At 36.9% G+C, this 11909-nt stretch carries 13 protein-coding genes; 1 reads left to right on the top strand and 12 read right to left on the bottom strand.

Annotated elements, in window-relative coordinates; translation table 11 throughout:
- Positions 1–23: 23 nt before the first annotated feature.
- The 5 genes from ASU35_RS16525 to ASU35_RS16545 form a co-directional block, all read right to left on the bottom strand.
- Complete coding sequence (locus ASU35_RS16525) at positions 24–815, bottom strand: phage major capsid protein (RefSeq protein WP_058354077.1); 792 nt, start codon at positions 813–815, stop codon at positions 24–26.
- Positions 816–817: 2 nt separating this feature from the next.
- Positions 818–1354 carry a P27 family phage terminase small subunit gene (locus ASU35_RS16530; protein WP_058354078.1) on the bottom strand — a complete coding sequence of 179 codons (537 nt, stop codon included), beginning with the start codon at positions 1352–1354 and terminating at the stop codon, positions 818–820.
- A 125-nt stretch (positions 1355–1479) separates the two neighbouring features.
- Positions 1480–1695, bottom strand: coding sequence for a hypothetical protein (locus ASU35_RS16535; RefSeq protein ID WP_058354079.1), 216 nt, complete (start codon positions 1693–1695; stop codon positions 1480–1482).
- A gap of 12 nt (positions 1696–1707) precedes the next feature.
- Positions 1708–1956, bottom strand: a complete 249-nt coding sequence (locus ASU35_RS16540; RefSeq protein WP_058354080.1) for a hypothetical protein — start codon at positions 1954–1956, stop codon at positions 1708–1710.
- 119 nt (positions 1957–2075) lie between these two features.
- Positions 2076–4394 carry a phage/plasmid primase, P4 family gene (locus ASU35_RS16545; RefSeq protein ID WP_058354081.1) on the bottom strand — a complete coding sequence of 773 codons (2319 nt, stop codon included), beginning with the start codon at positions 4392–4394 and terminating at the stop codon, positions 2076–2078.
- 764 nt (positions 4395–5158) lie between these two features.
- Here ASU35_RS16545 and ASU35_RS16550 point away from each other — a divergent pair.
- Positions 5159–6217 carry a DNA adenine methylase gene (locus ASU35_RS16550; protein ID WP_058354082.1) on the top strand — a complete coding sequence of 353 codons (1059 nt, stop codon included), beginning with the start codon at positions 5159–5161 and terminating at the stop codon, positions 6215–6217.
- 47 nt (positions 6218–6264) lie between these two features.
- Here the strand turns inward: ASU35_RS16550 and ASU35_RS16555 are convergent, their stop codons facing one another.
- The 7 genes from ASU35_RS16555 to ASU35_RS16585 form a co-directional block, all read right to left on the bottom strand.
- Positions 6265–6588, bottom strand: coding sequence for a hypothetical protein (locus ASU35_RS16555; protein ID WP_058354083.1), 324 nt, complete (start codon positions 6586–6588; stop codon positions 6265–6267).
- A complete protein-coding gene (locus ASU35_RS16560; RefSeq protein WP_058354084.1) occupies positions 6581–7324 on the bottom strand; it encodes a DNA-methyltransferase in 744 nt (247 codons plus the stop codon). The genes ASU35_RS16555 and ASU35_RS16560 overlap by 8 nt, the downstream gene beginning before the upstream one ends.
- Positions 7308–8180 carry a TdeIII family type II restriction endonuclease gene (locus tag ASU35_RS16565; RefSeq protein WP_058354085.1) on the bottom strand — a complete coding sequence of 291 codons (873 nt, stop codon included), beginning with the start codon at positions 8178–8180 and terminating at the stop codon, positions 7308–7310. Before ASU35_RS16565 ends, ASU35_RS16560 begins: the two co-directional genes overlap by 17 nt.
- On the bottom strand, positions 8181–9047 hold the full coding sequence (locus ASU35_RS16570) for a TdeIII family type II restriction endonuclease (protein ID WP_058354086.1): 867 nt from the start codon (positions 9045–9047) through the stop codon (positions 8181–8183).
- Positions 9040–9264, bottom strand: coding sequence for a helix-turn-helix domain-containing protein (locus ASU35_RS16575; protein WP_058354087.1), 225 nt, complete (start codon positions 9262–9264; stop codon positions 9040–9042). Before ASU35_RS16575 ends, ASU35_RS16570 begins: the two co-directional genes overlap by 8 nt.
- Before the next feature lie 77 nt (positions 9265–9341).
- Positions 9342–9977, bottom strand: coding sequence for a DNA-methyltransferase (locus ASU35_RS16580; RefSeq protein WP_242861311.1), 636 nt, complete (start codon positions 9975–9977; stop codon positions 9342–9344).
- 591 nt (positions 9978–10568) lie between these two features.
- Entirely contained in the window at positions 10569–11675 is a 1107-nt protein-coding gene (locus ASU35_RS16585) for a TIR domain-containing protein (protein WP_058354089.1), read from the bottom strand.
- Between the last annotated feature and the right edge of the window lie 234 nt (positions 11676–11909).

Raw genomic sequence — 11909 nt, forward strand, 5'->3', positions numbered from 1 at the left:
TATCTAATTTTTATCAGAAAGATTCAAGATCCAAAGACACAAGATTTTTTACGCCCTCGCTTACCGAGAATGGTATCCATATTCTCCTGCCATAAATAATTGCCGTCCTTATCTTTAAGCTTACGGAGAGCAAGTGCTGTCTCGTCATTCATAAGCCATACTCCATGCTTACGATGTTTTGCCTTTACTGACATATAAAGATTAATGACATCATCGAAAGTAACGTCAGTTGTGGTAACTCCTGTCTCAGCACCCAATGTGTCATTCAAAATACCCACAGGCTGACCTTCTCCCGTTCCATTAATGAAGATATTTTCTTCTGCTCTGCCAAAGACCTTTGCAAATCGCTTTGGAAGGTGTTTCTTGATATCGAACGCATTATCTGTAACAAATGCATTCGCTATTTTTACAAGTGACACCACCTTATGAGCCTCTGTCTTAATTCTTGTAAAATCATCTGCCAGATCCGATACATTGATAGATTCTCCTTCCGGCACACATGCGGCCACATCGTCTGACGCATACGCAAGCACGGTATTGTTGGATGAAGATACATTGATACTTGTTGCAAACTGACGGAAGATACTCTCCTTTTCAAGTTCAGCCATATATTTACGATTACTATCGTAAGGAAGAGTAAACATATCTGTTGCCGTTCTGCCATCCTTAAGTTTCTCAAAGTCTGCCGGCTTACCCCTCATTGCCTTGTTCCAAAATTCTGTATCATAATCCTTGCCACTGTTTGTGATTTCATCAATACCCATTACTATTCCCTCCTGTGATGAATTGGTGCTTGAAATTGATTCTGTAACCATAGTTAAAATCTCCTTTCTCTACTCTTGAGCAACAATTCCATTGCATCCTCATATGGTGTTGCTCCTTCAAAATTTACTGTGCAATTAGCCTTTACAATCTCATAAATCAAAGACCACTGCTGCGTTGCCTGTTTCATGTAGCTCTGGCTCATACTGACATACGGAGATGTGATAGCCTGTCCTGTTGTAGGGTGCTTTGCCAAAAAACCATACTCTGAAATTGCCTCTTCACACTGAATCCAACGTGCAAAACTCATCGCATATTCCTCCACGATTGCAGGTACGAATAAGTGGTCACACTTGCATTCAATAAGCCATCCCCAGGTATTGTTATAGATTTCCTCGGCATATAATGGCTTGCCGTTTTTTTGTTTTGCTTTGATGTAATCATTTGGCTTTGGAATATCTATACCTTCATATGTAGAAGGTGCAGGTATAACCTTTATTGATTTATATCCCGGATTACCATCAGCTAACTTTTCCGATAATGCTTTTCTCGGTCTGCCACCAGTACCCGGCATGGGTCCTCTTTTTCCCATATTTTTTCCTTTCCGGGGTTAATACCCCTAAAACTTTTGTAAGTTATTCGCACGAAGGGGCGGCACCGTTGCCCTGCCATAAAGGTCACAGAGATTATATCCGCCCCTGGGGTCACCCTATCGTGCTAAACTGTGATGTTATTGCTTGGTTTTGTCTTCAAACCTCTTGCATTACAGAATGAGGTAAGGTCTTCCACATCCATAAGGTCCAGTGATGTGTGTCCGCCACTCATATGGAAGTGTGGCTCTTTGGTAAACTCCAACTTGATATCGTCCGGTGTGTAAAGCACAATCTTGTTGTGAAGTTTGAAGTGTTTCTCAAAATAATCCTGTGTAAACATTTGCATATCCTCCTAATTCTCTGTTTCCTCTGCGTATCCTTTACTGATACAGTAGCCGATTGCCTCGGTACGGGTTTTGTAGTACATCTCCTGTGAACCATCAATCACATAGTAATGAGGTGGTTCTGCCGACTTGCTCATAAACACTCCGACAAGGCTGTTATCCGGTTTCATATACACACGAATGCACTTGTACTTCTCTGTGTCACAATCGCCGGGTAGTAAATGTAACTCTTCGGCACTTCCCCAAATCTTGACCATAAGGCATTCCTCCCTTCTTGCATTTTCACAATCGGGGCATTTTGTGGCTAGTCCATATGGTGTTTTCTATAATGTTTTTTCTTATAGGATTTACCATTCTGAATAGCCACATATTGCCCCTAGCTTAAGAAATCTACCTTAAGCCTGTATCCTATAAGCATTGTGGTTTTCTCTCCACCAGCTTTCGGACGCTTTCTGACTACTTTTCCGAATTTGCGTAACTCCTGATTGAAGTTTCTGCTGTTCTCGGAGTAACAGCCATTCTCATCACACCACCTTCGGTATTCATCGTAAACCTGTGATGTTCTGACCTCTGCGGTACCATCTTCGATAAGCCTGTCATCGGCAAACTGCGTAACCTTATCACTTTCGTGATAGTAGGCTGCCGTTGCCTCAAGAACTGATTTAGGTGGTTGCAGACCTTCCTTCTGCAAAAGTGCATATCCGTCTAGTAACCAGTTGAGAACTGCACTCTGTACTTCCGGCTTTCTGAATTCTGCCTTTAATCCTTTATCCTGTTCCCAAGGTTCAAAGTGTCTTTCAAACGGCACTATCAGAACTCTGTCACTTGTAAACACTGTCATATCCGTAATTACAGGCAGATAGTTGGTATTCACATATAGCTTGAACTGTGGTCTGAAATCAAAACTGTTCTCATGCAGAAAACGAGCATTCAAGGTATCACTACCCGTCATCGTTTTGACCTGTGCTGCGTTAAGCAGAAGACCTCTGCCCGGCTCGGATATGTTGGCAAATCGTATGCCTGCAAGTCTTGCGATATCTTCTGAGGGGTTCTGGCTGTTAGGGTTATACTTGGTCGCTATGGTTTCTGGTCTTACTGTTGCTCCGTAATCTCCAAGTGTGATAAGAACAGTCTCCATAAGAGTTCCCTTACCATTTCTCATGGTTTCTCCGAAATAGAAGAACATGCACTCAAACCTTGTATCACCACTCAAGCCGTAGCCCAATGTTTTCTGAAGGAATCTTGCCCTATCCTTATCCCGGCAGGTAATTTCATCGATGAACTCTTCAAAACGTTCCGACCTTGCTGACGGCACATATTCCACGGGCGAGATTTTGGTAACGAAGTCATCTGCTCTGTGTTCTCTGAAAGTTCCGTTCCGCAAATTAAGTGTTCCGTTCTTACAATTGAAGAGATAAATATCTCCATCAAACTTCTCAATTGGCACCGGGTACACGCTTTGAGCATCACTAAGGTAGACCGAACGATAACCTCTCTGCTGCCACTTTCTCACAACATTTTTAATGAAGTTGTTTCGCATATCTTCGTCCTTGATAGTCACGGAATGGATGAGCAATGCATCAGCCAAATCTTTAGCAAGTTCCATAGCCTTAAGCGAACCAATATCTGCAACCCAGCGGGTGCCATCGTAGATAAACCACTTCTTGCGTTCCGGCACATATCTTGCAATGTCCTTAAACACATCAGCGAAAAGCCTTCCGTTTCCAAGGTCACCTTCCTTGTAAAGTCGGTTTGATTCCGGCATGAACTCCGTAAGACGAATCGCAAGTTCGTTGAAGTCCTCACGGGCATCTCCTACATCAACAGGTTTGTAAAACTCTGTGGCTCTTGCTATGGCATTTCGTATGGTCAGATTTCCATAAGTATCAGCACCATGAAGCTCATCCCACTTGTCACGAATAAGAGCAGATTGCCTAAAAAGCCTGTCCATCTGTTCCTCATCACCACCACACCAGAATGCGAGTATCATACAAAGTGCTGCGTCAGCCTCACTGTGCGATTTACCTTCCGGTATCTCACCTTTCCACAAAGCTTTTGTCTTTTCTGCATTTTTTGAAGCAAGCATTTTCTCGATTACTGACTCATCGGAAAGGTAACTCCCCGGAGCCTCGACTTTTGGCTTTTCAGCTGACGGTCTTATCATGTACTTTTCAAGAATAACCTTAAGTGCATCTGTACATTCGTTGACGTCACAATCATTGATTGCATTACCTGTAGTCACTATGAACTTCGTGGTTACGCCCGCCGGATAAATCTCAAGTCCGTATGCGCGATTGTTGATGTAGTAGCGTTCCTTGTCATAAACAAGACCAGGTGCCCTTGCCCAGATATGGACTCCCGTGCCGGAAATACTGAACTCTGCATATGAACCAAGTGAATCAACAATCTCGGCAGCCATTGCACTCAGCTTTCCGTTTTCCACGCAATCATCAATGTCGATTGCAATATTGTCATCGAATAAGCCTATGCCGATTCCGTCATACCCACCCTTATCAAAAACCTTCATTACATTCTCAAGGCTTGTGAAATGATTAGGGTTAGTAGGGTCTGCTCTTGCTCCATTCGTTCTGTATGGCACCTTATCCTTCTTATCCTTGCCCGGTTTCTGCTCAAGTTTCATCAAGCAGAAATATGGTTTGCCACGCAGCCTGTTTGGAATTTTTGATAAATCCATGTTGTATGCCTCCTTTGTGTTGTTCTCATAGACGGGAAAAGTTACAACCCCTTTCATATTCCTTTGGACAGGAAATCTGATTTTGAACGAAAGTTTTTTATCCTTTCACATTCCTATGGACACTTTTTTCTGAAATGGGCGGGATATTTTTTTATTTTTCGCATTACTCTGGACAGAAATTTCTAAAATGACTCGTTTTCCCTCGCACTTTTATTAGTAAGGAATTTCTGCCTTTTCCTATCCGAAGAAAAATTTCTTCTCCCCTCTAATCCTCCCAATTACAGTTAGGTGGATTTTGAACTACAGTTTTTGAAAAATAATTTTCTTTTCTCTATCCTTCGGGAAAAACATGACCAAGTGACCTAGATAATATTGAAGAATCTGTCCTTCTAATCCTTAAAAGAGAAAACTTATGGAATTTAACGATAAGAAATGAAACTGAAAATATGCTTATCCGAAAATAAGGAGCAACCTTTCGGTCACTCCCTACTTTATATAATATTTTTATTAATCCATAAGATCAGCAAACTCTGAATTACACACTTTTTTACACTCTCTTTGCTAATGGAATATCTCATTTTCAATTTCGTGAAAGTGCGCGTTTGTGGGGGTATCGGTCTCCAAATGCAACATCTGAAGAGATTACTCCACGCCATGCCAATCTCTTCACGTAAAAATTTCATAATCTCTTTTAAAATATTGTTGTTTTTAAGCAACAATTATGGTATCCTATTCTCGTATTCTTTTAAGAAGGGATGATTAACATGAAAACAATACTTAAATGGCCTGGAGGAAAAGAAAAAGAACTTCCAGTCATCAGAAAATATAGTCCAACCTATTCTGGACGCTTTGTTGAGCCATTTGTTGGTGGCGGTGCCGTATTCTTTGATACTAGCACAGAAAAATGTTGCATCAACGATAAATCCACCGAACTAATAAACTTATACAAATGCGCAAGAGAAAAAGATGAAGATCTAATAAAGTATTTACAATTAGAAATTGATGAGTTCACTTCATTAGGAACATTTGTAGACAATCACCAAGAAGAAGTTTTAGATCTTTATCTTTCCAAGATTACTGTGGATAATTTTATTAAAAAACACCACGATTTCTTCTCTACATTAGCTGAAGGCTATGATAAAGTTTTCATCAAGGAACTCAAAAAAAACCTTTCAAGCAAAATTTCACGTTCAGCAAAACTTGAAAAAGAAAATGGTGTTATTCCTGATAGTGATAGACTTGATAATATTGAAGCAGCAATGAAATCCGCCTACTATATGTACATTAGATATTTACAAAATCATTTATCTATTCTAAGTAAAGGTAGACAGGCTGCTGTATTTTTCTTCATTAGAGAATACTGTTACTCTTCCATGTTTAGATACAACGGAAAAGGAGAATTTAATGTTCCATATGGGGGTATTTCATATAACAGAAAAGATTTTCAAAAGAAAGTTGACTATCTACTTTCTGAAGAAATGACAGCAAAACTCCAGAGTGCAGAAATATATTGTGAAGATTTTGAAGTTTTTATTAATGAACTAAATTTGACAGAAGATGATTATATCTTCTTAGACCCACCTTATGATACCGACTTTTCTACTTACGCTCAAAACGAATTTGGACGTGAAGAACAGAAACGCCTATGCGAATGTCTCAAGCGTACACGAGCTAAAATATTACTAATAATAAAGAATACGGATTTTATTTATGACTTATATAAAGACGATTTCAATATAACAAGCTTTGATAAGAAGTATATGGTCAGCTTTATGAACAGAAATGACCGAGATGTTGAGCACCTAGTGATAACCAATTATTAATAATACAATGAGCTCGTCAGCATATAACTGATGAGCTCAAATTATTTTTACAATGCTTTCTGCTTAATAAATGCATCGAGTGTAGCCTGTCCTGTAGCAGTGATATTCAAAATACCAGAATTATAAGAAACTAATCCACGAAAAATAATATTATTTGTTGAATCGTTTCTGTGACTGATAATATTTCTTACTATCTGGTCAATAGCCGTATCATTTCTATCTACTAACGGAGCTAAATTAACTCCTCCCGGCTCTGTATAATGCCAAATATAATTCTTTAATTGACTTGTATCAATATTGGGATGCTTATCCAATATGTATAATACAATAAAATCCAAATCTCTTTCTCCAATTTTACCATAATTAGGCATTCCTATTATCCTCCTCAATCAGCATATTTTTTGTTTTATCAATTCTTCCTTTTGCTGCTTCAAAAAAAGCAACATCAATCTCACATCCAACAAATGACCTATTCAATTCTTTGGCAACAACACCTGTCGAACCTACCCCCATAAACGGATCAAAAATCACATCCCCCTCGTTACTAGCTATTTTCACAAGATGTCTTAGTAACTTTAATGGTTTTTGAGATGGATGTTTAGGCTCTTTTAATCGTTCCTTTCCCATGCATATAGGACATTCAAAATAATTATGCATTTCATTTTGCGTTAAAAAATTCCATTTGTGCTTTTTATTCCATAAGCATACAATCATTTCACAACTATTCAAAAATCCATTCTTAAATATCTTTGGCATAGGATTAGTCTTGTGCCATATGAAATACTGAAATGTGTCAAATTCTGAATCAAATGCTGCATGCCATTTTCCCATTAAGTTGTAACTTGTAAAAATAAAAATATTACCATCTGGTTTTAATATACGTTTAAATTCATCTACAAAATCAAATGGGTTTATTTCTTTTAAATCCCATTCTCCCAAATCATTATTAACAGCACTCCTTCCCGGCAATGGAATATTTCCCGTTGAATATTGGGCTATATTATATGGTGGGTCTGTTAAAATTAAATCAACAGAGTTACTTTTTATTAATTTAATATATTCTAAGCAATCTCCATTGAATAAAATATAATTACTGTCCTGTTGCAATTATTTCTCTAACTCTAGCATCACGAAATGACGTTGCATACAGTTGAATAAACCTCTCATACGTCAAATCTTCTGGTAGAATCTCCTCCCAGAATTCTTTTCCAATGACCTTATGTTGGTCATCTAATATAGAAAAAATAGAACCTTCCGGTGCATTGCCTTCACCTCGATTATTATAACAAGTTGCAAACTTTGAGTTGCAGTTACTTATGAAAGAAAACAACTGTTCAAGTCTTAATACTTCATTTCCGTTTCCTATTTTATTCTTTGTATCAAGATTTCCACCTGCTTTAATCTCATACACATGGAACCCACCATTTGTATCAATAAATAATAAATCATACGGTATTGACTTACCTTCTATTTCATTTCTATTCGCTTCCTCAAATGCAGATAAAAAAATTCTTTTCATTTCATCAACATTTATACCAGTGAAACTTGTTTCTGATACAAAAAAATCATCTGTTGAATTCTCATATTTTTTCTGCAAAGTCTTGCTCATTGTGGTCATCAAATCATTTCCCCAACATACTTTTTGAGTCATTCCCCACTCAATAGGATATGAAACCAAAGTCATGGTAAGCTTATCCTCATTATCGGAAAACATAATAACATTTGGTACTTTCTCAAATCCAAATCTATATCTTGCTATGTAAAATGCTATTTTCTGTAATCTTGTACCTAATTGTGAATCAAGGCTTCGTCCAACTGCCATATATTTTTCTTCAACACCCTCAAACAAAACAAATGGATTATTACCACGTTTTTCTATATTCTTATCTGAGTTTTTAGATACATTTCTAGCCATATTACTCAATTGATTTTCGATAAAAACCTTTAAGTCATCTTCAAACATTTATTTCACAGTCCTTCTTATCATCTCTTTTATTCTTGAATTAAGGTCAAGTTCCTCTAATGCCATTTTGTATAACTCTGTGAAACGCTCATATGTAATTCCGTCTGGAAGAATTGTATTCCAGAATTTCTTCCCAATAAGGAACATCTCAGGGAAAGCCATATGTTTCTTAACTGCCCCCGTCCATGTATTTCCTTCTCCATTTTTATTATATAATGTAGCAAAATATGCCTTTGAATTAGGAACATTTAGTCCAGCATAAATTGTAAGAAGCTTTTCAACATTTGCAGGCGCATTTGAACTATCTAAATCTCCACCGGCTTTAAGTTCAAGTACAACCCAGTCCTTTCCATCAAAGAAAGCCAAATCAACAGGTTTTGTGTGATATCCTGCAGTTTTATATCTCTGAACCATTGGAAGTAACGACATAATGCTACTTTGAGTAACCCCACTTTCTGCTCTCGAACTTCCCTTACCAGATGCCACATTTGTTGCTCTAAATGTAGATATATTTCCTCTTAGGTCTCCATTATCTGTATCAATATCTGTAACAATTATCTGTCCGCTAATTGTGTTAGGGTTGATATTATGTTTTACATTTCTTGGATTAACAATTGTAGGCACATTTTCTTCTCCAAATCTCAATCTAGCAATTCTTTTTGCACATGTCTCAATAGCAAATCCACTCTTTGATTCAAAACTACTTACAAATACCATATTGGCTGTAATTGTTTCATCAAGCTGACTAAGCAAAAAATTGTATCTCTTCTTAACAAAATTTGTTTTGAAATCGCTTTCGATAGTTTCAATTAACTTTAAAAATTCCTCATAAACAATATTCTTAATCTGCATTTCTGTATTAGTCATCGCAGTCTCCTCCTATACCCTCAAATAATTCTGAAATAGTTACACCTAATCCATTTGCAATCTTCTCAATATTTTGCAAAGAGATATTCCTTTTCCCTGATTCAACTGTCGCAAAGTAAGTTCTGTCCATATCGATTTTTAGCGCAAATTTTTCTTGGCTCAGTCCTATCTCTTTGCGTAATTCTTTGATTTTTTCTCCAAGTTGCTTGGCTATCATCGACACAACCTCCTTCCAAACGACAAAATAATTCTATATCATTCTGTGTTTTTAAGGCAACGGGTTTTAAGCAACATTTACAAATAAGGAGCTATTCTATCGTCTGCAGCTGTAATATATTTATAATTCAGTTCGCTTCCTACAAATTTTCTACCATTTCTAATAGCAGAAACCCCTGTAGTTCCAACTCCCATAAAAGGGTCAAAAACTACGTTTCCAGGATTAGACGCTATTTTAATAAAGTGATCAATAAGATTTAAGGGTTTTTGAGCGGGATGAAAGGGGGCCTTCAGTCGCTCTGGATATGAACAAATCGGACATTCAAAGAAATTATGCATCTCTTCTTGTGTGGTAAAATTCCACACGTGTCTTTTGTTCCATAAGAATATGACAAATTCACAACTATTACAAAATCCATTCCTATAAACTTTAGGTACTGGATTAGTCTTATGCCATACAAACATCTGAAAAGTATCAAACTCCGAATCAAAAGCTCTATGCCAATCACCAATCTGATTGTAACCTGAAAAAATAATAATATTGCCTCTTGGCTTTATAATACGTTTAAACGCATCTACATACTCAACTGGATTAATGATTTTTTTATCCCAGTCAGCAATATCGTTATTTAATGTACTTTTTCCTTCTCGTGGAATGTTTCCAGTAGAATACTGCGAAATGTTGTAAGGCGGGTCTGTCAATATTAAATCCACAGATTGAGGGGGCATCCGCTTCATTAATTCATTACAGTCCTCATTGAATAATTTATAGATACTTGGGTTTCTAGATATCAATTAACATCCTTTCCCCAGTCGAGTTACTTTATTTTACTACTTTCAGCTTATATTACAACGGCTTATAAGCAACAAAAGCCACAAACCAGGTAGTCTTTCTACCAACGATTGTGGCTTTAACATCTATATTCATCCCTAAGTAGTCCATTACTACTAAGGATTTCTCCCCACACATTTGCCTTTATCCCGATTCTGCCCATGTGCCTTAGTAGTCTAAACCGTAGTATTTATGCGGTTTCCCGCCACATTTTGCCCTGTGTTGCCCCACTTTGCAAAGCCCTGCATTATAGTAAAACTGGATTGCCGTGGCAGATGAATAATATTTTAATCATAGTTTTGATTTACTCCTTTTTGCCCGGAAATGCCCTGTTTTGCAAGGGTTATCGGGTATTTTGTGATTTGCTCTAAAATTACGGAATGTGGCAAATCAGAGCAGAATTGAGCATGTTATTACTACCTGTTAGTAGTAAAATTGGTAGTAAAATGGGGTTGGCTTACTACTAAGGATTTTTATTTTATTCTCCAAGTGCCACTTCTTGAACTACCAACTCTTTCTATGATACCTTTCTCTTGCAAGGTATTTAACACCCTTACAACTGTTCTCTCTGTGCATCCTAACAATTCCGAAAGTTGTTTTCTATTCACAGCAGGATTCTTCTTAATTGCATCAAGAACTAAATTTTCTCTCCCACCGATTGCACACTTACATATCGGACATTCCTCCTTTTTATCTGAAGCACCATGATAGTTACAATTGTTGCACTTAACCTTTTCCGTACCTATCTGCTTCTCTAAATCTTCAGAAGCTTTATATCCACTTTGTGTTACACGATATAGAAAATTATTATCTGTGGTAATCAAACCATAATACTCTAATTTAGTAAGTGCATCACTCCATTTTGCAATTGCTCTATTATCCAATGAACTACAATCAACAAAAGATGTATTATCTATGGAAATCGAATACGATTCTAACGAAGTTGAAACTTGCAATATACCTGAAGCATTACATACAGTAATCAACAATGCAATTGCATCACTTCCTAACCTAACAGTTTCCATTGTGTTATCTTCTTCATTTTTTATTCCATTATATTTTTCCAAACGTATATTTATTTGTTCATAAACATCCTCTGCTGGAATATTCCTATCAGAAATAATATGTAAAAATGAACCTATTTCATCTTTTATTCTTGATATTTTCTTCAAATCTTCAGCCTGACTACTCACGGTTTCTGGAGGTAATGTTTTTATCAGTTCCGTAATATTGGTATATTCATCATTCCAGTATTTTATATACGTTATCTGCTCTTTGGTTCCAAATATATTAATGTCATCCGCTAACATTATCATAGTTTTTTCCAACCAATTGTCATCTTTTAATAATTGCAACACCTCATACATACACGCAACAGATTTTAAATAATTTTCAGAGATTACAAGAATTGCAAAATCCTGTTTTCTAATGCTATTCATAAACTCAGTTATACTTTCCCACGCGCCAATTTCTCTTGTATCTCTTTTAATATATGCTCTTCCATTAATTTGCTTTTCTAACTCATTGACAACATCACTTTTATCTCTTTTATATGATATAAAGACTGTAGGCCTTTCCATTTTTTCATCCCAGCTTTCTTCTTTTTAATAAAAATCCCATTAAATTATAACCGAAAAAAAGAATAAGCGCCACAAAAAAATAACGCCCCAGCCATAAGCCAGAGCGTCCTCTATCTTCTATATTAAATTGCTTTAAACATCTTCTGCGACATTGGTTTCTCATTCTTCTGTTCAATCTTGTCACGCGTCAAATTATAATTCTCTCCTGTCGCAATCCTGCCGCAGATTAAATCC

Origin of the sequence: Acetivibrio ethanolgignens, assembly GCF_001461035.1 — a bacterium.
Classification (GTDB): domain Bacteria; phylum Bacillota; class Clostridia; order Lachnospirales; family Lachnospiraceae; genus Velocimicrobium; species Velocimicrobium ethanolgignens.

What these genes read in the sequence shown, in the direction of transcription:
- ASU35_RS16530 (WP_058354078.1), bottom strand. Translation starts at nt 1,354, where the DNA reads ATGGGAAAAAGAGGACCCATGCCGGGTACTGGTGGCAGACCGAGAAAA.
- ASU35_RS16525 (WP_058354077.1), bottom strand. Translation starts at nt 815, where the DNA reads ATGGTTACAGAATCAATTTCAAGCACCAATTCATCACAGGAGGGAATA.
- ASU35_RS16565 (WP_058354085.1), bottom strand. Translation starts at nt 8,180, where the DNA reads ATGTTTGAAGATGACTTAAAGGTTTTTATCGAAAATCAATTGAGTAAT.
- ASU35_RS16585 (WP_058354089.1), bottom strand. Translation starts at nt 11,675, where the DNA reads ATGGAAAGGCCTACAGTCTTTATATCATATAAAAGAGATAAAAGTGAT.
- ASU35_RS16540 (WP_058354080.1), bottom strand. Translation starts at nt 1,956, where the DNA reads ATGGTCAAGATTTGGGGAAGTGCCGAAGAGTTACATTTACTACCCGGC.
- ASU35_RS16555 (WP_058354083.1), bottom strand. Translation starts at nt 6,588, where the DNA reads ATGCCTAATTATGGTAAAATTGGAGAAAGAGATTTGGATTTTATTGTA.
- ASU35_RS16545 (WP_058354081.1), bottom strand. Translation starts at nt 4,394, where the DNA reads ATGGATTTATCAAAAATTCCAAACAGGCTGCGTGGCAAACCATATTTC.
- ASU35_RS16575 (WP_058354087.1), bottom strand. Translation starts at nt 9,264, where the DNA reads ATGATAGCCAAGCAACTTGGAGAAAAAATCAAAGAATTACGCAAAGAG.
- ASU35_RS16550 (WP_058354082.1), top strand. Translation starts at nt 5,159, where the DNA reads ATGAAAACAATACTTAAATGGCCTGGAGGAAAAGAAAAAGAACTTCCA.
- ASU35_RS16570 (WP_058354086.1), bottom strand. Translation starts at nt 9,047, where the DNA reads ATGACTAATACAGAAATGCAGATTAAGAATATTGTTTATGAGGAATTT.
- ASU35_RS16535 (WP_058354079.1), bottom strand. Translation starts at nt 1,695, where the DNA reads ATGTTTACACAGGATTATTTTGAGAAACACTTCAAACTTCACAACAAG.